Below are 20,704 nucleotides of genomic sequence, written 5' to 3' on the forward strand. Positions count from 1 at the left end.
AAAAGCGCCCCTGCAGCCTTAGCTGCAGAGACGCTTAACGCGCGGTTCCACTCTGCTTCGGACGTAAGGCCGGACTCCCGCTGCCTGCCCGCAGGCAGAACGGTCTTCAGGCTCCCCCATCCCTCTTGGCGTCCTTAACGGGGACGATGCGGCAAAGTCTACCTGCGCCAGGCGCTGCGCATGCGGTTAATGACCGTCATGCCAAGCCAAAAGCGCGCTCAACTCCACTGCTCCCGGGTGCATTTCCGAAGCATGTATTGAGATAACTTTCACCCCGGTGCCGCTTGTCGGCTCCTCGGTTATCCTCTCTGGACAATACAATGGGCTGTCGTACTTCTCCCGATCTATGCATTTCAAGCTATATGGTGGATTCAAAAAAACATCTTTTGATCACGATGTAGCCCTAGAAGCAATTCGACATCGAATCTTGAATTCACCCGGTCCTTCCTGTGCTCACGTAGGCTTTGCCTACGCTGTGCTCCTCTGTCCCTAGCTTCATCCAACCTTCTCGGTGCTGAAAACTTGTCTTTTTGAATCTTCATCTCACTCATCTGTCTATATATTACCCGAAAGGCTCCAAAAATGACAACATTTGATTTGTCGCTAAGCCCCGCGGATTTGCGCCTTCAGCCGGTCGATCGTCCGGTCTCGGCCAAGCAAATAAATCGTCTGGTTCAAGTCGCGGCCGTGTGTCTGGCCGGTCAGGGCTACGCGAATCGGCATGAACAGATTTTTGCCTTTGTGCCCGGTCTCTTTCTGCACCTCTTTGATCAGTGCAGCGATGTTCTCGGCCGTGTAATCGGCGAGCGCCTCAACCTTCGCGAGGAATGCGCTCAGTACTTCCGGCACCTGCTCTCCAGACAGAACGGCTGCTGCCTCCGCATCCAGCTCCAAATGCGTGCGGAAGAACAGATCCGACAGCTCGACGATGTCCGACGCCGCGGTCATCTGCTCCTGATACAGGGCAACCAGCGCCTGGGCCCATGCCTCCTGCTCCGGCGTCAGCTCGGCAGGCAGGCGCGAAGCCTTCTGCAAATGCGGAATCGCAAGCTTAGCAATACGCTCAGGCTCGGCGTTCTTAATGTAGTGGTTGTTCAAGTGGGCCAGCTTGTTCGTATCGAACACTGCAGGGCTGCGGGACAGCCGCTTCGCATCGAAGATCGAGATCAGCTCTTCCTTCGAGAAGATCTCCTCTTCGCCTTCCGGCGACCAGCCAAGCAGCGTGATGAAATTGAACATCGCTTCCGGCAAATATCCCAGATCATCATACTGCTCGATAAACTGGATGACCGATTCGTCGCGTTTACTCAGCTTTTTGTGGTTCTCGCCGACGATCAGCGTCATATGCCCGAACACTGGCGGCTCCCAGCCGAACGCCTCATAAATCATTAACTGGCGCGGCGTGTTGGATACGTGATCCTCGCCGCGAAGCACGTGTGTAATGTTCATCAGGTGATCATCGAGCACGACCGCGAAGTTGTAGGTCGGAATGCCATCCTTCTTGACGATGACGAAATCGCCGCTCGTCTCGGATTGGAACGTGATCTCGCCTTTGACCAGATCGTCGAACGTATACGTGCGTCCCTCCGGCACGCGGAAGCGGATGCTCGCCTGCCGTCCCTCGGCTTCGTAAGCGGCGCACTGCTCCGGCGTCAAATCCCGGTGCTTGCCGGAATAGCGCGGCATCTCTCCGCGGGCCATCTGCTCCTCGCGCTCCTGCTCCAGCTCCTCTTCCGTGCAATAGCAGCGGTAAGCCAGCCCTTTATCGAGAAGCTCCTCCCAATATTTGCGGTAAATATCCAGCCGCTCGGTCTGGCGGTACGGACCGTAGTCCCCGCCGACATCGACGCTCTCATCCCAATCGATGCCAAGCCACTTCAAATAAGTCAGCTGGTTCTCTTCCCCGCCGGCGACGTTGCGCTTCACGTCGGTATCTTCGATCCGGATGATCATTTTGCCTCCGTGATGTCTCGCAAACAGATAGTTAAACAGCGCGGTTCTCGCATTGCCGATATGCAAATGCCCCGTCGGACTCGGAGCATAACGAACGCGAACCTCCGTCATAATGAATCCCCTCCTGGAATAAATAGCGAATCGAATCTTCAAAAATTATTTTAAGATGATAGCATATCTTTCGTCAGGCACACAACACACAAAGCGGTGATGCCTTCTCCCCGCCCGTTGAAGCCAAGCTGCTCCGTCGTGCTGGCCTTTACATTCACCAGCTCCGGCTCCGCCTGCAGTACGCCAGCGATAACCTCGACCATTTGCGGGATGTACGGAGCCATCTTCGGACGTTGGGCAATGATCGTCGCGTCCAGATTTCCAAGGCGATAGCCGCGTTCAACAGCCATGGCCCACACCCGCTCCAGAAGCTTCAAACTGTCCGCATCCTTATAAGCTGGATCCGTATCGGGAAAATGCCTGCCGATATCGCCTAGACCGAGCGCCCCGAGCACCGCATCCGTGATCGCGTGCAGCAGCACATCCGCGTCGGAATGCCCCAGCAGCCCCTTTTCGAAAGGAATCGTTACCCCGCCGATAATGCAAGGCCTGTCTTCCACAAGTTGATGTACGTCAAATCCTTGTCCAATTCTAATCATGCGTTACCTCTCCCTTTAGCTTCCTTCTGCGATTGCACGAACTCGGCGTAGTCCAAATCATCCGGCGTAGTGATTTTAATGTTGCCGTACGCCCCTTCCACTACCCGAACCGGTATTCCCATCCGCTCCACGAGCATCGAATCGTCGGTGCCCACGAACCCCTCCTTAGCGGCCACTTCATGGGCCCGCATAAGATCCGAACGGCGAAAAGCCTGCGGCGTCTGGATGGCCCAAAGGCTGCGCCGATCCGGCGTCGCGGTCACCCAGCCCTGCTCATCCACCTGTTTAACCGTATCCTTCACCGGCACGGCCAGCACGGCCGCCTGATGCTTAACGGCCGCTTCATAACAGGCGGTTACCTGCTCTTCCGTGACAAAAGGGCGGACGCCATCATGCACCAGTACCCAAACTGAGCTCAATTGAAGCAGCCCTTGGTATACGGAGTGCTGACGCTCGGCGCCGCCCGGAATAACTTTGATTGGAGTTGTGATGCCATACTCGTCGATCCACGCCCGAACCCGCTCAACATCCTGCTCACCCGTCACCAGGACGATCTCGGTGATCAGGGGATGGCGGTCAAACACCTCTAACGTGTGAACGACGATTGGCTTGTCCTGCAGCATGAGGTACTGCTTGCTTTCCTTCGTACCCATGCGTGTACCGCGCCCGGCCGCCACAATAATCGCTCCGGCTCCGGCGCTGTTCGCTTGTGCCACCATGCTTCCCTGCCTCATCCGTTGGAATTACGCAGGCTTCTGGTCTGGCCATCCCGCTTAAGGAAAACCGCCAGAACTGCGCAGATACTCCCATCATACCGCTTTTACTGGGCTTTTTCCAACAGTTTTGGTTTGGCAAAAATCATCCGGCCCGCCGAAGTTTGCAGTACGCTGGTGACAAGCACCTCGGTAATGGTTCCGATATAATCCCGGCCTCCTTCAACGACGATCATGGTGCCGTCATCCAGATAGGCCACCCCTTGACCATGCTCCTTACCGTCTTTGATAACCTGCACCATAATCTCTTCACCCGGCAATACGACCGGCTTCACGGCATTCGCCAAATCGTTGATATTAAGGACGGAGACCCCCTGCAGCTCGCACACCTTATTCAGGTTGAAATCATTCGTGACGACCTTCCCCTGCAGCACCTTAGCCAGCTTGACCAGCTTGCTGTCCACTTCGGAGATTTCCTCGAAATCCCCCTCGTAAATCATGACCTTGACGTCCAGCTCTTTCTGGATTTTATTCAAAATATCCAGCCCGCGCCGTCCGCGGTTGCGCTTGAGCAAGTCCGATGAGTCGGCGATATGCTGCAGCTCCTCCAGCACGAACTCAGGAATGACGATCGTTCCTTCGATAAATCCTGTCTTGCAAATATCAGCGATCCGCCCATCGATAATGACGCTGGTGTCGAGAATTTTATGCTCCTCCAACCTGCGTTCTTCGCCCTGCTCTGTGGCTCCCCATTTGCCAGACTTCCAGAACGAGGAGAGCTCTTCCTTCTTCGCCAGCCCCACGGTCAGCCCCATATAACCGAACAGCGCCGATACCGCGAACTGCGCAAAACTCTCCATAGACCCCAGCAAGGACAATACAGGGTAGACCATTAAAGATAGTAGAAGTCCTGCAGTCAATCCGGCCGCGCCGGCCATCATTTCATTCATCGGTATTTCCGTAATCGCTTCGATCCACCGTCTGATTCGTGCAGATGCGATATCCGCAACAAGGGAGAACATGAATGCGCACAAGACTGCTCCTGCAGCCGCAAGCAGCAGATGCGACATCAGAGGACTCATCCCGCCAAGCCATGCGCGCAGCGGCCCCGGAAACAGGCCCGTTAGCTCTTCCATGGTATAACCGAGCCACGCCCCGCACAAAGCGGACAGAATCATGAACCATCTTTTGACCATGTCTCTCTTCACCTCCAAAATTTAGTATGTTCTTTAACCAGTATGATCCAAACTTTGGCGGCGTAATCTTCGTTGGATAAAAATTTCCAGACGAGCTTCTCCTGGTTATTTCTGCTTCCATATTCCGTATCAGCATGCTATTCTTTCATATAAATCTGGACAACCGGCTGTCAGGATGCCGCCACAAATGACTGCTGCACGAAAGGAAGGGGACATATGAGATTCCCTCGATTCCGCTCTTTACGAACGACTATACTGTGGCTGTTTGTGCCAACGATATCCGCATTTATCCTGTTATCGGGGCTCATCTCCTACCAATTGGCCGCGGAGCAGCTAAAGGAAAATGCCTATACGAGCATCAGCAATACGGTGTCTCAAACCAGCCATTTTATTAATGACCGATTAACGGCGCTGTTTACAGAACTCAATATTTTATCCCCAGGACTTCCTGGATGAATGGGCACAGGCGATGGAAGCTGCTTTAGCGGAATACCAGAATAGCTTCAAATAATTCATAGGGAGCACGGACACTTTTCTAAATCTTGTATTTGTCGATGCTCGACATTATGCCTGGCATAAGGGCCAACGATACGGCCACTCTTATGCCAGGCTGTTTTGTATTTGTGATGAGAGACCCGGATACGCGTCAGTTATTTGATGATCGATTACGAAGACAAACTACAAAATTCGAATTTTTTCTGATGAGAAAATGGGACAATCCCCATCATTACGGCAATTCCAGCTTGATATGAGGGGAAATTGTGGCATATAATGAACTCAATTCATAATATTTGAGGTGGATGGAAAAATGAGCGCTCAAAGCCTGCAATCTTTTCAAGAACAAGTTTCTGATTTGTTACTCCGTCACCGCAGTTTGCTAGATGTCCTGTCCAAATTGGGACAAACCAATGCGTCCGTCGTCCGCTCCGTCACTAAATCGGTGACTGAATGCGGTTGCATCGAGCTTCACGCCACAAAACAGCAATTCGAACCCGGCATGGATCTGCAGCATGCCAAGGAAACGATCCGCAAGCATGTTCAAGGAGAACTTTGCGAGAACTGCCGGGATGCCGTTACCAATGAGTTGGGACGTAACCTTTTTTATATGTCAGCTCTCTGTAACTTGCTGGAGATCGACATGGATGAAGTCGTCCGACGGGAATCGCAGAAGTGCGCCACTTTAGGATTGTTTAACTTATCATAGATGTATTTTTTGCACCCACCCCCACCCCTCCCTGCCAAAGGGAGGGCCCAAGGGCTGTGCCTCTGAACTCACCATATGGAAATAGCGTGAGTGATACCGAGGAACTCCTTTGCACTGGATGCGCTTAGGCACTGCCTAGGCACGCTTTTTCCCCATTCAGGTACGTCATGTTTAGGAACGCTTCTACTCCCCCGAACTACTTACTGTATCTCCCTTCCTCGTTCGCTTCACCCGGAAAGCTGCTGCGTGCCATGTTCTGCTTGTCCCTTGCGAGTACGCTCTACTAGAGCAATCCTTCTTAACAGGAATCCCGATCAGGAGCCTACAGGTACTTACGTGAACCTATAAGAGACTACAGGAGCTCACAGGAGCCAACTTAGTACTGCTATGTACCAGGCACACTTCTCCCTTACGAGATGCAATGTAGGACATGAAAATTGCTTCGCCATCTTGCTAGCCAACCAATACTTGCTGCTGATCGCACTTAGCAGACTACAATACCCGGCCTTGAACCTACAAGCTCCCCGTGACCAGGAACACCCGTAACGAGAGTGAGACGTGGTAACGAATTTGGGATGTAAATAACAAACCAGAACGTGATCATGAGTCCAGAGACGTGAGTACGAAATCAGAATTTGAATAATGAAGCCGGAACGCCCAATAGCACATGAGTAACGAATCTCACGATCGCTATTTGTCCAAAAATCACCTCAGTCAAGATGTAACGAAGCTGGGCAACGTTATTTCATCCTTTACCTCCCCCAAACAGAAGATACACTGCAAATAGAGTGGATAAGAATCGTTAGATTTAACCTCATAGCCAATATGCACAAATAACGTGGATGAGATTCGTTAAACTTTTTGCGGCGATGCGGTTTGGCCGTAAAACTTATAAATCCAATAAAGATAAAAAGCATGAACGCCGTGATTTCCGACGCTCATGCTTTTATTTTACATATCAACGATTGTGATAAGCTTCCTCGGCCTCATCGTCATCTACCTGCTTGCCGCGGTGAAGCAATTTGTCGAAGCTCTGCTTCAGGCCATAGGCTGCGTAAACGACAAGCGGGATAAAGATAAGCTTGGATAATTCCTCTGGAAAAAGAACCGCAACCATAACTGCAAGCAGGATAACGAACGGCGCTAAAGCAATTCCCTTTTTAGGAAGGCCGATCTTTTTGAAGTTGGGATACTTTACGGAACTAACCATCAAGTATGATACGAGCAATATGCCGCAAATGAAGTAAGGAGCCGTCATATTCTTGTGAAACAGGGACAATGTGGCAATGACACCGCCCGCGGCTGGGATCGGCAGGCCGATGAAATACCCCGGCACTCCCTTCTGCACATTAAATCGAGCCAATCTCAGCGCGCCGCACATCGGGAAGATGGCCGTAACAGCCCAAGCAATTCCCGGATGAATCCCGCTAAAAGCAATAGAGTACATTAACAGGGCAGGGGCGACGCCAAACGATATAATATCCGATAATGAGTCCAGCTCTTTACCGAATTCGCTTTGAGCGTCAAGCGCCCGGGCAACCCGCCCGTCCAGCCCGTCGAGCAGCATCGCCACAATGACCATGATCGCGGACATGCTGTATTTGCCGTCAAAAGCAAAAATAATGGCTAGCATCCCTAAAAATAAGTTTCCCAGGGTAAATACATTCGGAAGTGATTTTGTAATCATCTCTTCACCTCGTATAGATTTCCAATAATCTTATTATCGGATTATGAAGCAAATTACTTTAATTCCCAAAAGAAAACTCGGCCCGCAGGCATACAGGCTTAAATTTGTCTATCGATAAAAGCCTGTTCCTGCAGCCGCTTAAGACCTTCTTTGATCGTTCTGGCCCGAACCTCGCCAATGCCGTCCACTTCGTCCAGCTCGTCGATCGTTGCCATCAGCACCCCTGGAAGATGCTTGAAGCGCTCGACAAGGTTATGGATGATGACGTTCGGGAGACGCGGGATTTTGTTCAGTACGCGATAACCTCGCGGAGACACTAAGTCTTCGGACATTGCCGCCGAAGCCGGATAACCGAGCAGTCTGGTGATATGGCTCATCTCAAGCAGGTCGTCGTCACTGGATCGCTTCAATCCAAGGATAATTTCCCGAATGGCTTCATCGCTGTCTTCCTTAGCATAGTCTTTGTATAACAGCCACGCTTCTTCCTCCATATTGCTAACCAGCTCTTCCATTTGCATACTAATCAACCGGCCTTCGGAGCCCAGTTCGTTAATGAACCGTTTGATCTCCATTTTGATCCGAATCACCATTTCAACCCGCTGAATCACATTAATGACCTCGGGCATCGTCACCAGCTCTTCGAACTCGGATGCCGTCAAATTCGTAAGCGCCTGATTGAGAACAGCCCTGTATTTCTCCAGGGTCTGGATCGCCTGGTTCGCTTTCGTCAGGATAACCCCAATCTCCTTCAGGGAATAACGAAGCCCGCCTTGATATAACGTGATGATATTGCGGCGCTGGGAGATCGAGACGACCAGCTTGCCCGTCTGCTTCGCCACCCGCTCCGCCGTCCGGTGGCGAATCCCCGTCTCCGACGAGGAGATGGATGAATCGGGAATGAGCTGCGTATTTGCATACAATATTCTCTTAAGATCCTCGCTCATGATGATGGCTCCGTCCATTTTTGCCAGCTCGTATAAGTAGTTCGGCGAGAAGTCGCAGTTAATGGAGAAGCCTCCTTCAACTACTTCCATCACTTCCGGGCTGTATCCCACAACGATCAGCCCGCCGGTCTTGGCCCGGAGCACGTTCTCAAGTCCATCGCGAAAAGCAGTGCCGGGCGCGACGAGTCTGAGTAAATCATTCATTTTCTCCGCATGGGTGTTTTCCTTCATGAACTTAATGCCCCCTAATCTAACGCAACAGCTAGCGCATCTGCAACAGTATTTACGCCAATCAATTGTATTCCTGCGGGACTCTGCCAGCCCTTCATGCTCTTCTCGGGCAGAATAACGCGTTTGAATCCTAACTTCGCTGCCTCCTTCACCCTCTGCTCAGCCCTGGAGACGGCCCGGACTTCACCGGTAAGCCCAACTTCCCCGAAGATGACATCGTCCGGCTTGGTCGGAATATCGCGAAAGCTGGAAGCAATGCTCACAGCAATCGCCAGATCAACGGCCGGCTCATCCAGCTTCACTCCGCCAGCCAGGTTCACGTAAGCATCCTGATTTTGCAGGAACATACCCATCCGCTTCTCCAGTACGGCGATGATCAGTCCCATCCGATGGTGATCTACACCCGTCGCCATCCTTCGCGGGGAAGGAAAATGTGTCGATGCGATCAGAGCCTGCAGTTCTACGAGCATCGGGCGTGTTCCTTCCATACTCGCCACGACGGTGGAGCCTGCGACACCAAGCGGCCTCTCGGAGAGGAACAGCTCCGAAGGGTTAGTTACTTCGGTCAAGCCGGATTCGTTCATTTCAAATATGCCGATTTCATTCGTAGAACCGAAGCGGTTCTTCACCGCCCGAAGCAGGCGGTAAGAGTGATGTCGTTCTCCTTCGAAATACAGCACGCAGTCCACCATATGCTCCAGCAGCCTTGGCCCGGCAATGGCTCCTTCCTTCGTCACATGCCCGACCAGAACCGTGGCAATCCCCTGCCCTTTGGCAATGCGCATGAAGCGCGCCGTACATTCGCGAACCTGGGATACGCTTCCCGGCGCGCTTGTCACTTCCGGCAGATATACGGTTTGGATCGAGTCGATGACGAGGAAATTCGGCTTCAGCTCGTCGATCGCCGATTCAATGGCTTCCATGTCGCTCTCACAGAGGACATACAGCTCTTGCGACAAGGCTCCTAGCCGCTCGGCTCTCAGCTTCGTCTGCCTGATTGACTCCTCCCCGGATATATACAGTACTTTCAATCCGGCCTGAGCCATTTCGTGGGATGTCTGCAGGAGCAGCGTCGATTTGCCGATTCCTGGATCACCGCCGACCAGTACGAGCGAGCCGGGTACGACTCCGCCGCCAAGCACCCGGTTCAGTTCTCCTATGCCAGTGACGATGCGCGGTTCTTTGCCGCTCTCTATGTTTATGATGGGCAGCGGTTTTTCTTTCGTATGAAATAGACCAGAGGACATCCCCTGCGTCTTTACGACTTTCTCCGTTTCTTCGACCATGGAGTTCCATGAACCGCACCCCGGGCATTTCCCGTACCATTTCGGCGATTCATATCCGCACTCCGTGCAAAAAAACTTTGTTTTTACTTTAACCATTTTTCTCTCCTTAAAATATCTGCAAAATTTAACAAACCTTGCAGCCCAAACCACTAAGAGTAACACTCAAAGTTTACCATTGTTTCTGATTTAACGTAAAGGTTTTTCGGGCGCTTTATACAAATATGGGAAATACGAAGAAAAGACAGCCCCGGAAACCGAAATTCCCAGGCTGTCTTGCATGATTCGCTTTGCAATACGATTCAGATCGTTTTGCTCACTATTCATTTACTTGGCGCTTTTGGTAAAAGCCCCCGTCTTCTTCACGGTCAAGCTGCCATCCTCCACATCAATCGTCAGCGAATCGCCTTTCTTGACGTTTCCGGTCAGCAATTCTTCAGACAAGCGATCCTCGATATGCTTCTGGATAGCTCTGCGAAGCGGACGCGCTCCATAAGCTGGATCAAAGCCTTCTTTAGCCAGAAACTCCTTGGCTTGATCGGTCAGAACGAAGTCCACCTCGTATTCATGCAGCCGTTTGCGAAGCTCTTCTGCCATCAGCGTAACGATTTCGCCGATATGCTTCTGCTCCAGCGAGTGGAATACGATAATTTCATCGATCCGGTTAAGGAATTCCGGACGGAAGCTCTTCTTAAGTTCTTCCATCACTTTGCCTTTCATATTGTCATAATCTGCCCCGGAGTCGTCTACGGCAGTAAAGCCAAGCCGCGTATTGCGTCTGATCGCTTCGGCCCCGACGTTCGAGGTGAGAATGATCAGTGTATTGCGGAAGTCTACCACACGTCCTTTGGAGTCCGTCAAACGGCCATCCTCCAGCACTTGCAGCAAAATATTGAATACCTCAGGGTGCGCCTTCTCGATTTCATCCAAGAGTACGACCGAATATGGCTTGCGGCGTACTTTCTCCGTCAGCTGGCCGCCTTCTTCATAACCAACATATCCTGGAGGGGCGCCAACGAGACGAGCCGTGGAGTGCTTCTCCATATATTCGGACATGTCGATGCGGATAACCGCATTTTCGTCGCCGAACATGGCTTCGGCCAGGGCCCGCGCCAGCTCAGTCTTACCTACCCCAGTTGGGCCTAGGAAGATAAAGGAGCCCATCGGACGCTTCGGATCCTTCAGTCCGGCACGCGCCCGGCGAATCGCCCGGCTGACCGCCTTAACGGCTTCGTCCTGCCCGATAACGCGCTCATGCAGGATTTGCTCCATATTGAGCAGTCTTTCCGTTTCCTCTTCCTTCAGCTTATTGACTGGAATACCAGTCCAGCTTGCTACGACCTGTGCAATGTCCTCAGGCGTAACTTCAGAGTCGGTACGGCCCTGTTTCTCTTTCCATTGATTCTTCGTGATGTCGAGCTCCTCGCGGATTTTCTGCTCCGTATCGCGCAGTGCTGCCGCTTTCTCAAACTCCTGGCTCTGTACAGCCGCGTCTTTCTCTTTGCGGATGTCTTCCAGACGGCTCTCCAACTGCTTCAGATTAGGCGGTACCGTGTATGAGTTCAGTCTTACCTTTGAGCCGGCCTCATCGATCAAGTCGATGGCTTTATCCGGCAGAAAGCGGTCCTGGATATAGCGGTCGGACAGCTTAACCGCCTGTTCAATCGCTTCATCGGTAATTTTAACGCGGTGATGGGCCTCATAGCGGTCGCGAAGTCCATGCAGGATTTGAATGGCTTCGTCAACGGAAGGCTGATCAACCGTTATCGGTTGGAAACGGCGCTCAAGCGCAGCATCCTTCTCGATATACTTGCGGTATTCATCCAGCGTCGTTGCCCCGATGCATTGCAGCTCGCCGCGGGCCAGCGCCGGCTTCAGGATGTTCGAGGCATCGATGGCACCTTCCGCACCGCCTGCGCCAATCAGGGTATGCAATTCATCAATGAACAGGATGATATTCCCGGCTTGACGGATTTCATCCATGATTTTCTTCAAGCGATCCTCGAATTCGCCGCGATATTTCGTACCGGCTACGACAGAACCCATATCGAGGGTCATGACTCTTTTGTCGCGCAGTGTCTCCGGAATTTCATTATTGATAATCTTCTGAGCCAATCCTTCAGCAATAGCGGTCTTCCCTACGCCAGGCTCACCGATCAGCACCGGGTTGTTCTTCGTCCGGCGGCTGAGCACCTGAATGACCCGCTCGATTTCCTTGCTTCGGCCGATAACCGGGTCAAGATTGCTCTCTTTGGCGGATTCCGTCAAATCGCGAGCCAGACTGTCCAGCGTCGGCGTATTCACGTTAGCTGGCGTGCTATGATGACTGGACACCGCCTCGCTGCTGCCCAGCAGCTGCAGCACTTGCTGACGCGCTTTGTTCAGACTGATACCCAGGTTGTTCAATACCCGGGCAGCAACGCCCTCGCCTTCACGAATCAAGCCAAGCAGAATATGCTCTGTTCCCACATAGGTATGGCCGAGCTTGCGAGCTTCATCCATGGATAGTTCGATAACCTTCTTGGCTCTCGGCGTATAAGCGATATTCGCCGGTTGCTCCTGGCCGCGGCCGATCAGCGTCTCTACTTCGTCCTGGATTTTCTCAAGACCCAGTCCAAGCCCGATTAATGCCTTAGCGGCAATTCCTTCCCCTTCACGAATCAAACCAAGCAAAATATGCTCTGTTCCAATATTGTTATGCCCTAACCGTACGGCTTCTTCTTGGGCAAGTGCCAAAACCTTCTGGGCACGCTCCGTAAATCTTCCAAACATCATACTCCTACACCTCCATGAATGTTGTTTCTTATTTACCCAATTTCTCTCGGATCAGCTTAGCGCGGTACATATCGCGTTCGCCCGGAGACATGCTGACCTGAAATTTTTTCTGCAAGAAACCAGGCTGGGTCATGACATTCAATTCATTCAGTACCTGTACGGGCAGCGTATCGATCAATCCCAGATCTACGCCGAGTCTGACGTCGGACAGCCGCTGCGCCGCCTCCTTAGAGTCTATAATCGCTGCGTATAACAAAATGCCATAGGAGCGCATGACGCGATCGGTCATCCGCAGGCGGGATTCAGAGAGCAGTCTCTCCCTTGCCGATTTCTCATGCTCGATGATCTGCATCACAACGCTGTACAAATTTTCAATAATTTCAGATTCGCTTTGTCCCAGTGTAATCTGATTTGAGATTTGAAACAAGTTCCCTGTCGCTTCGCTGCCTTCGCCGTAAATGCCGCGGACTGTCAATCCGACCTGGGACACGGCCGACAGGATCCGATTTATTTGCTGAGTTAGAACCAGCGCCGGCAAATGCATCATGACGGAGGCCCGAAGTCCTGTCCCTACATTCGTAGGGCAGCTGGTAAGGAAACCGCGGTTATCGTCAAAGGCATAATCCACCTGTGCTTCGAAAATATCATCCACCGCGGTCGCCTTCTCCCAAGCCTCCTCAATCTGCAGGCCGGGATAAAGGCATTGAATACGCAAATGATCCTCTTCATTCACCATGATGCTGAGGCTTTCGTCATCGCTGATAAAGACGGCGCCGTATCTGGACTCATTAGCCAAATTCGGGCTGATGAGATGCTTCTCAACGAGCACCTTTTTGTCCAGCTCATCCAAATCGGCTAGAAGAACCGAAGACAACGGCCCGAACTGCTGCATCCTTTGATCTTGCAGCACGCTCTCCAGCTGATTCAGCACGTCCTCGGATTGCTGGTTGGTCGCCAGCATAGGGAATGGCCTGTTCAGCAAATTTCGCGCAATTCGGACACGGCTGCTGATGACGATTTCGGACTCCTTGCCTCCGCTTCTCATCCATTCGCTAAGCGGTTGTTCTGTAAACCGAAGATTTGCCATCGCCCACTCCTCCTACTCCTCGGAAATGTTCTTCTCAAGCTCGCGTATTTGATCCCGCAGGGCTGCGGCCTCCTCGAATTCTTCCTGATGAATCCGATACTGCAGCTCTCTGCGAAGGTCATCGAGCTTGCGCTTGATTTGAATATGCCCGCCAACCCTTTTGGGTACTTTGCCTACATGAACCGTATTGCCGTGTACTCTCTTGAAGAGCGGGTCAAGACGGTCATTGAAATATTTATAACAGGAGCTGCATCCAAAACGCCCAAGCTTGCTGAATTGGGAATAAGTCAGCCCGCACTCTTCGCAGCGCAGGTTCTCGGGTGCCTTGGTCCCGTGGGCGTGACTGCCAGGGGTGAAATCCAGCAGTCCGGACAGCAGGTTATGGATCGAAAATCCGCCTGAAGTCCCTGGAATAAGCTCGCCCTTTTCTCTGGCACAGGTTTCACAAATGTGAAACTCCGTTTTCTCGCCGTTCACAATTTTGGTAAAATGCAATGTTGCAGGTCGTTTGCCGCATTCCTGACAATGCATGGAACGTCCCCTCCCTTACGGATAGACTCGTTAACCTAAAAGTGAAATCAACATGGCCTTCATGATTCTTGCCCGAAGCCGATCGCGTTCAGGCAGTTTTAGCATCAAGACTTCCCTGGAGATAGCCGCTCGCATGAGTGCCGCCTCTCGGCGGTTCAAGAAACGAGCTTCCTCCAGTTGATATATTAGCCCTTCCGCAGCCGTTTGACCCATTTCATCGCCAATCGTGTGATGCAAGTGGGTATGCAGGCTGGTCGGACCAGGCAGCTCGATACGCCGAATCCTGATGTAACCGCCGCCGCCCCGTTTGCTTTCAACCAGGTACCCTTTCTCAAGGGTAAACCTGGTACTGATTACATAGTTGATTTGCGATGGAACGCAGGAAAACCGGTCAGCCAGATCATTGCGTTGAATTTCAACGGTTCCTTCAGGACTTTGATGCAAAATACCCTTGAGATATTGTTCGATAATATCGGAGATATTACGCAATCCATCATCCCTCCCATGCTCAAACGTTAAGCCGACACGATATGCCGCCTCGTCCGGCAAAGCTCTCCGTATAATTCGTTATGGCTACCGTTTGTTGACTTTGACTTTCTTTGACTTTAACTTTATTATATCACAATTTCATACTTTGCCAAGAGGTGTCTTATACATTTCAGTGTAACCTGAGGCGGGGAAGTTATTCAAAAAAGCATTCTAAAAAGGCGTGACTAGAGCCGGGTGCTTAAGATCGGGTGCTTTCAGCCAGCCTGATGAGTCAGTGCATTGAGTCAATCCGTGCTTCGTGTCAAAGTTGTTGAGACCAGCCTTTGAGTCAGTGCATTGAGGCAGTGCATTGAGTCAATCCGTGCTTCGTGTCAAGTATTTGAGTTTGAGCCAGACCCTTAAGTAGGGTCTTTGAGTCAGCCTTTGTGCCGGCTCTTGGTCTTTGAACCAGCCTAAGGGTGGTGTCTTTTAGTTATTCTGTACTCTTACGGACCCTAGTTCCTCTATATCGCATAAATGCCGCTTTTTTCGATTCTAACGGACACAGCGGAACTTATTTGTCCAAAATCGATGTGTTCATAAACCAACTTCACTAAATAGCGCCTTCTGTGTCCGTTGTGGTGCTGAATTCGTGCAAAAACCATAAATAGGGAATCTCCTGTCCGTTACGGGCCAATTACAGTCAAAACACGGAGCAGTACAAAAACACACCGATTCAAAAACAACAATACTTCTTCATATTTACGCAGCTTCCAGCGTGCGGTTTACGCAGCTCCCAGCACGCAGTGCCTTTTGCCTTAGTAATATCCTGCTCTCTCAGGACCCTGCAGCCCCTAGTATTATCTCGAAACCCAAGAAAAAACATGTTCTCTGGATAAGTAAACTGCAGATCAGGATATTCTATAAAAAAGTAAATGGAGGAGTTCATTTGAAAAAGCTAATTATCGCCACCGTTGTATTTGTAAATGCAATCCTCCCGCAAACATGCTTTGCGGTTCCATACGATCAATATACAGCCAAGGGTAACGAGACATTCTGGTCCATTGCCAAGGATTTTGAGGTAGACGTGTCCGAGCTGCAAACAATCAATTCCTTAGTGGATCCAGAAAATATTTGGAGAGGTTTGCTGATCAGCCTGCCTCACGGTCATAAACCGGCGCCGGGATTAATCCCGGCGAACGAAGTATCCAGGACCACTTATAAGATACAAGCTGGCGATACGTTCTGGAGCATTGCCCAAAGTAAGGGGATCCCCCTTGCCTATTTGCTTGAGGCCAATCCCAAGGTAAAAGATCCTCAGCACATTTTTCCCGGTCTAGTAATCAATGTCCCTACCGCACCACCATCCATACCACCGAACGCCAATTGGGAGGAGAAAGCGGATTACATCATCGCCGTGGCAAAGGATCAGTTTGATGTTCCTTATGTTTGGGGCGGGGAAAAACCTTGGGTTGCCTTGGATTGTTCGTCATTCACTCAATATGTGTATGGCAGAGCAGGGATTAAATTGCCACGAACCTCCAATTGGCAATATCAATATGGAACCTATGTGCCAAAAGATCAATTAAGAAAAGGGGACCTTGTATTTTTTAAAGAGCATGGCTCAGAAACAATCACTCACGTTGCAATCTATTTAGGAAACGATTTGATGATTAACGCCGATACGGATCCACGGGACGGAGTCCAACTGGAATACATCTTTGGGGATGACTATTATGGCGCCGCATATGCAGGGGCAAAACGTTATTTCTAACCATGTGCACAGTATTTATCATTAATATATGCAGGATTACTCAGCAAGCTTAGATTAACCAGACAATAGTAAATGGCTAACTGACGAATCCTTTGCCCAATTGGGGCGTTACGGAGGTGGTAGCACTAATGGAAGGAGGATCTAGATGTATTTCCTACATGTAGTTGACCGAATTTTGGCGTATTGCGGGGAGCTAACTGGAGTACCTACATCTAATTTCTGGCTATTATAAGAATTTAAGCAAATTAACGTATTACTACTGCATGAATTACATTTAGTTCGAGTAATTTTGAAAAAGGTGGCAAAATCAATACATAAAATACACTTAGTCTCTATTTTCACCTGTAGCGATCATTTGAACGTCAAGTACAGGTTGTCTTTTTGCTGTCTCTAGTTCTGCTGATCTCTTACGGACCTTAGTTCCGCTATTTCGCAAAAATGCTGCCTTTTCTGGAACTAATGGACACAAGGGAGCCTATTGATGTAAAATCCATGGCTTCGACGGCTATTTCCACTGAATAGCGCCTTCTGTGTCCGTTGGCTTGCCGATTTCACATAAAAACAGCAAATAGCGGATCTCTTGTCCGTAAGAACGTGTTCGACGCAATGCAAACAACACTTAGAAAAACAAAAAAGCACTGCTGATCTTTGGATCAACAGTGCTTTTTCAGTTGCTTGGCGACGTCCTACTCTCCCAGGACCCTGCGGTCCAAGTACCATCGGCGCTGGAGGGCTTAACGGTCGTGTTCGAGATGGGTACGTGTGGAACCCCTCCGCCATTGCCACCAAACAGGCATTTGTGGAACAAATGCTGCCGCGAAATATTCGGTACTACGCTAGTACGTGTATGAATATTGCAGCGTTTCAGATGACTTGATCACCTGAAAACTGGATACGAAACTTCATTTGCGTGTTAGCCCTTACTTGGTTCACCGGGGCCCCCGAAAAGTATTCGGTATACTCTTCGAAGCCTCCGCTTCACTTTTTGGGGTGTTATTTGGATAAGCCCTCGACCGATTAGTACCTGTCAGCTCCATACATTGCTGCACTTCCACCTCAGGCCTATCAACCTCGTCGTCTTCAAGGGGTCTTACTAATTGGGAAATCTCATCTTGAGGAGGGCTTCACGCTTAGATGCTTTCAGCGTTTATCCCATCCGCACGTAGCTACCCAGCTATGCTCCTGGCGGAACAACTGGTGCACCAGCGGTGCGTCCATCCCGGTCCTCTCGTACTAAGGACAGCTCCTCTCAAATTTCCTACGCCCACGACAGATAGGGACCGAACTGTCTCACGACGTTCTGAACCCAGCTCGCGTACCGCTTTAATGGGCGAACAGCCCAACCCTTGGGACCTACTTCAGCCCCAGGATGCGATGAGCCGACATCGAGGTGCCAAACCTCCCCGTCGATGTGGACTCTTGGGGGAGATAAGCCTGTTATCCCCAGGGTAGCTTTTATCCGTTGAGCGATGGCCCTTCCATGCGGTACCACCGGATCACTAAGCCCGACTTTCGTCCCTGCTCGACTTGTCAGTCTCGCAGTCAAGCTCCCTTTTGCCTTTGCACTCTGCGAATGATTTCCAACCATTCTGAGGGAACCTTGGGGCGCCTCCGTTACTCTTTAGGAGGCGACCGCCCCAGTCAAACTACCCACCTGACACTGTCCCCGAACCGGATCACGGTCCCAGGTTAGAACTTCGATACGATCAGGGTGGTATCCCAACGGCGCCTCCACCGAAGCTGGCGCTCCGGATTCCTAGGCTCCCACCTATCCTGTACAAATCGCATCAAAGTTCAATATCAAGCTGTAGTAAAGCTCCATGGGGTCTTTCCGTCTTGTCGCGGGTAACCTGCATCTTCACAGGTATTAAAATTTCACCGGATCTCTCGTTGAGACAGCGCCCAAGTCGTTACGCCATTCGTGCGGGTCAGAATTTACCTGACAAGGAATTTCGCTACCTTAGGACCGTTATAGTTACGGCCGCCGTTTACTGGGGCTTCGGTTCACAGCTTCGGGTTACCCCTAACCGCTCCCCTTAACCTTCCAGCACCGGGCAGGCGTCAGCCCGTATACTTCGCCTTACGGCTTCGCACAGACCTGTGTTTTTGCTAAACAGTCGCTTGGGCCTTTTCACTGCGGCCCCCTCGTGCTATTCACACTACCGGGGCACCCCTTCTCCCAAAGTTACGGGGTCATTTTGCCGAGTTCCTTAACGAGAGTTCTTCCGCGCGCCTTAGAATTCTCTTCTCGCCTACCTGTGTCGGTTTGCGGTACGGGCACCTTCTCCTGGCTAGAGGCTTTTCTTGGCAGTGTGAGATCATGACCTTCGGTACTGTAAATTTTCCCTCCCCATCACAGCCCAGCCTTAACGATGTGCGGATTTGCCTACACATCAGCCTCACTGCTTGGACGAGCATCCATCAGCTCGCGTCACTACCCTACTGCGTCACCCCATCGCTCATAACGGATTACGGTGGTACAGGAATTTCAACCTGTTGTCCTTCGACTACGCCTTTCGGCCTCGCCTTAGGTCCCGACTTACCCTGAGCGGACGAACCTTCCTCAGGAAACCTTGGGCTTTCGGCGGATCAGATTCTCACTGATCTTTTCGTTACTCATACCGGCATTCTCACTTGTATGCAGTCCACCAGTCCTTCCGGTCCAACTTCAATCCGCATACAACGCTCCCCTACCCCTGATGCAAAGCATCAAGCCATAGCTTCGGTGGTGTGTTTAGCCCCGTTACATTTTCGGCGCAGAGTCACTCGACCAGTGAGCTATTACGCACTCTTTAAATGGTGGCTGCTTCTAAGCCAACATCCTGGTTGTCTGTGCAACTCCACATCCTTTCCCACTTAACACACACTTGGGGACCTTAGCTGATGGTCTGGGCTGTTTCCCTCTTGACAATGGATCTTAGCACTCACTGTCTGACTCCCGGTTATAAGTCTATGGCATTCGGAGTTTGACTGAGCTTGGTAACCCTTGGCGGGCCCCGCACCCAATCAGTGCTCTACCTCCACGACTCTATTCACCGAGGCTAGCCCTAAAGCTATTTCGGGGAGAACCAGCTATCTCCGAGTTCGATTGGAATTTCTCCGCTACCCCCACCTCATCCCCGCATTTTTCAACATACGTGGGTTCGGGCCTCCAGTGCGTGTTACCGCACCTTCACCCTGGACAGGGGTAGATCACCCGGTTTCGGGTCTACGTCCACGTACTCAATCGCCCTATTCAGACTCGCTTTCGCTGCGGCTTCGGCTCTTCACCTTAACCTTGCACGGGAACGTAACTCGCCGGTTCATTCTACAAAAGGCACGCCATCACCCATAAATAGGGCTCTGACTTCTTGTAAGCACACGGTTTCAGGTTCTTTTTCACTCCCCTCCCGGGGTGCTTTTCACCTTTCCCTCACGGTACTGCTTCACTATCGGTCGCTAGGGAGTATTTAGCCTTACCAGATGGTCCTGGCAGATTCATACGGGGTTTCACGTGCCCCGCACTACTCGGGATCCGTCTCGGAGGGAACAGACTTTCGATTACAGGGCTTTTACCTTCTATGGCCGGCCTTTCCAGACCTGTTCGTCTAATCGGTTCCTTTGTAACTCCATGTGAGACGTCCCACAACCCCAGAGAGCAAGCTCCCTGGTTTAGGCTAATCCGCGTTCGCTCGCCGCTACTGACGGAATCACTTTTGTTTTCTCTTCCTCAGGGTACTTAGATGTTTCAGTTCCCCTGGTATGCCTCTTCACACCCTATGTATTCAGATGTGAGTGACTGCGTATGAACACAGCCGGGTTTCCCCATTCGGACACCCCCGGATCAAAGCTTGCTTACAGCTCCCCGAGGCAGTTTCGTTGTTCGCCACGTCCTTCTTCGGCTCCTAGCGCCTAGGCATCCTCCGTGTGCTCTTAGTAGCTTAACCATAATGCTTCGGTTTTGCGCCTGGCGCTCTGTTGTTCGCCGATTTCTTGATCAAGTAAATTCATACAAGGGAGAAGTCGTCTCACAAAGGATCTCCAGTCCCAAAACCTACGCTAGCCACTTTTAATTCAAAACTTGTTAGACACAAGTTTCAGCTAAAAGGAATTTTCTAAAACGCAAATTTCGTTTCGTTATCCAGTTTTCAAGGATCAAATGCTCGATCATGTGCAGCCATCACTTCGTGAGGTTGTAATGATCAGCGATGATGAAATTTGCAACGTTC

Annotated in this window: 14 protein-coding genes and 2 rRNA genes; 3 read left to right on the forward strand and 13 right to left on the reverse strand. The window is 51.1% G+C overall.

Going from position 1 to position 20,704, the window contains the following annotated elements; translation table 11 throughout:
• Nucleotides 1-603: 603 nt before the first annotated feature.
• The 4 genes from gltX to QNH46_RS21685 all read right to left on the reverse strand — a co-directional run bounded on the left by gltX (nt 604) and on the right by QNH46_RS21685 (nt 4,512).
• Complete coding sequence (gene gltX / locus QNH46_RS21670; protein ID WP_283928524.1) at nt 604-2,067, reverse strand: glutamate--tRNA ligase; 1,464 nt, start codon at nt 2,065-2,067, stop codon at nt 604-606.
• A 47-nt stretch (nt 2,068-2,114) separates the two neighbouring features.
• Nucleotides 2,115-2,603: a 2-C-methyl-D-erythritol 2,4-cyclodiphosphate synthase gene (gene ispF / locus QNH46_RS21675; protein WP_155613371.1), complete on the reverse strand. Its 489-nt coding sequence runs from the start codon at nt 2,601-2,603 to the stop codon at nt 2,115-2,117.
• Nucleotides 2,600-3,322 carry a 2-C-methyl-D-erythritol 4-phosphate cytidylyltransferase gene (ispD, locus tag QNH46_RS21680; protein WP_283925961.1) on the reverse strand — a complete coding sequence of 241 codons (723 nt, stop codon included), beginning with the start codon at nt 3,320-3,322 and terminating at the stop codon, nt 2,600-2,602. Before ispD ends, ispF begins: the two co-directional genes overlap by 4 nt.
• A 101-nt stretch (nt 3,323-3,423) precedes the next feature.
• On the reverse strand, nt 3,424-4,512 hold the full coding sequence (locus QNH46_RS21685; protein ID WP_283925962.1) for a PIN/TRAM domain-containing protein: 1,089 nt from the start codon (nt 4,510-4,512) through the stop codon (nt 3,424-3,426).
• A gap of 216 nt (nt 4,513-4,728) precedes the next feature.
• Between QNH46_RS21685 and QNH46_RS21690 the strand changes: the two genes are divergently transcribed.
• On the forward strand, nt 4,729-4,968 hold the full coding sequence (locus tag QNH46_RS21690; protein WP_283925963.1) for a hypothetical protein: 240 nt from the start codon (nt 4,729-4,731) through the stop codon (nt 4,966-4,968).
• 352 nt (nt 4,969-5,320) lie between these two features.
• Complete coding sequence (locus QNH46_RS21695) at nt 5,321-5,716, forward strand: nucleoside triphosphate pyrophosphohydrolase family protein (protein WP_155613379.1); 396 nt, start codon at nt 5,321-5,323, stop codon at nt 5,714-5,716.
• Nucleotides 5,717-6,674: 958 nt separating this feature from the next.
• Here QNH46_RS21695 and pssA read toward each other — a convergent pair.
• From pssA to QNH46_RS21730, 7 genes are all read right to left on the reverse strand, one after another.
• The gene (gene pssA / locus QNH46_RS21700) at nt 6,675-7,403 is read right to left on the reverse strand and encodes a CDP-diacylglycerol--serine O-phosphatidyltransferase (protein ID WP_283925964.1); all 729 of its coding nucleotides are present in this window, start codon (nt 7,401-7,403) and stop codon (nt 6,675-6,677) included.
• A 98-nt stretch (nt 7,404-7,501) separates the two neighbouring features.
• The gene (disA, locus tag QNH46_RS21705) at nt 7,502-8,578 is read right to left on the reverse strand and encodes a DNA integrity scanning diadenylate cyclase DisA (RefSeq protein ID WP_283925965.1); all 1,077 of its coding nucleotides are present in this window, start codon (nt 8,576-8,578) and stop codon (nt 7,502-7,504) included.
• 14 nt (nt 8,579-8,592) lie between these two features.
• A complete protein-coding gene (gene radA, locus QNH46_RS21710) occupies nt 8,593-9,960 on the reverse strand; it encodes a DNA repair protein RadA (protein WP_155613382.1) in 1,368 nt (455 codons plus the stop codon).
• Between the two features lie 228 nt (nt 9,961-10,188).
• Nucleotides 10,189-12,636 carry an ATP-dependent protease ATP-binding subunit ClpC gene (gene clpC, locus QNH46_RS21715; protein WP_283925966.1) on the reverse strand — a complete coding sequence of 816 codons (2,448 nt, stop codon included), beginning with the start codon at nt 12,634-12,636 and terminating at the stop codon, nt 10,189-10,191.
• A 28-nt stretch (nt 12,637-12,664) separates the two neighbouring features.
• Nucleotides 12,665-13,723, reverse strand: a complete 1,059-nt coding sequence (gene mcsB, locus QNH46_RS21720; RefSeq protein WP_283925967.1) for a protein-arginine kinase McsB — start codon at nt 13,721-13,723, stop codon at nt 12,665-12,667.
• A gap of 12 nt (nt 13,724-13,735) precedes the next feature.
• Nucleotides 13,736-14,254: a protein-arginine kinase activator protein McsA gene (mcsA, locus tag QNH46_RS21725; RefSeq protein WP_283925968.1), complete on the reverse strand. Its 519-nt coding sequence runs from the start codon at nt 14,252-14,254 to the stop codon at nt 13,736-13,738.
• 30 nt (nt 14,255-14,284) lie between these two features.
• The gene (locus tag QNH46_RS21730; protein ID WP_283925969.1) at nt 14,285-14,743 is read right to left on the reverse strand and encodes a CtsR family transcriptional regulator; all 459 of its coding nucleotides are present in this window, start codon (nt 14,741-14,743) and stop codon (nt 14,285-14,287) included.
• 928 nt (nt 14,744-15,671) lie between these two features.
• On the opposite strand from QNH46_RS21730, the gene QNH46_RS21735 reads away from it, so the two are divergent.
• Nucleotides 15,672-16,496: an NlpC/P60 family protein gene (locus tag QNH46_RS21735; protein ID WP_283925970.1), complete on the forward strand. Its 825-nt coding sequence runs from the start codon at nt 15,672-15,674 to the stop codon at nt 16,494-16,496.
• A gap of 673 nt (nt 16,497-17,169) precedes the next feature.
• Here the strand turns inward: QNH46_RS21735 and rrf are convergent.
• Nucleotides 17,170-17,286, reverse strand: a 5S ribosomal RNA gene (gene rrf / locus QNH46_RS21740).
• A 207-nt stretch (nt 17,287-17,493) separates the two neighbouring features.
• Nucleotides 17,494-20,422: ribosomal RNA gene (locus QNH46_RS21745) — 23S ribosomal RNA — on the reverse strand.
• Between the last annotated feature and the right edge of the window lie 282 nt (nt 20,423-20,704).

The organism is Paenibacillus woosongensis (assembly GCF_030122845.1).
GTDB classification, from domain to species: Bacteria; Bacillota; Bacilli; order Paenibacillales; family Paenibacillaceae; genus Fontibacillus; species Fontibacillus woosongensis_A.

Coding starts and splice junctions, on each gene's coding strand:
- QNH46_RS21695 (WP_155613379.1), top strand. CDS start 5,321: ATGAGCGCTCAAAGCCTGCAATCTTTTCAAGAACAAGTTTCTGATTTG.
- QNH46_RS21685 (WP_283925962.1), bottom strand. CDS start 4,512: ATGGTCAAAAGATGGTTCATGATTCTGTCCGCTTTGTGCGGGGCGTGG.
- mcsB (WP_283925967.1), bottom strand. CDS start 13,723: ATGGCAAATCTTCGGTTTACAGAACAACCGCTTAGCGAATGGATGAGA.
- ispF (WP_155613371.1), bottom strand. CDS start 2,603: ATGATTAGAATTGGACAAGGATTTGACGTACATCAACTTGTGGAAGAC.
- radA (WP_155613382.1), bottom strand. CDS start 9,960: ATGGTTAAAGTAAAAACAAAGTTTTTTTGCACGGAGTGCGGATATGAA.
- disA (WP_283925965.1), bottom strand. CDS start 8,578: ATGAAGGAAAACACCCATGCGGAGAAAATGAATGATTTACTCAGACTC.
- mcsA (WP_283925968.1), bottom strand. CDS start 14,254: ATGCATTGTCAGGAATGCGGCAAACGACCTGCAACATTGCATTTTACC.
- ispD (WP_283925961.1), bottom strand. CDS start 3,322: ATGGTGGCACAAGCGAACAGCGCCGGAGCCGGAGCGATTATTGTGGCG.
- pssA (WP_283925964.1), bottom strand. CDS start 7,403: ATGATTACAAAATCACTTCCGAATGTATTTACCCTGGGAAACTTATTT.
- QNH46_RS21690 (WP_283925963.1), top strand. CDS start 4,729: ATGAGATTCCCTCGATTCCGCTCTTTACGAACGACTATACTGTGGCTG.
- clpC (WP_283925966.1), bottom strand. CDS start 12,636: ATGATGTTTGGAAGATTTACGGAGCGTGCCCAGAAGGTTTTGGCACTT.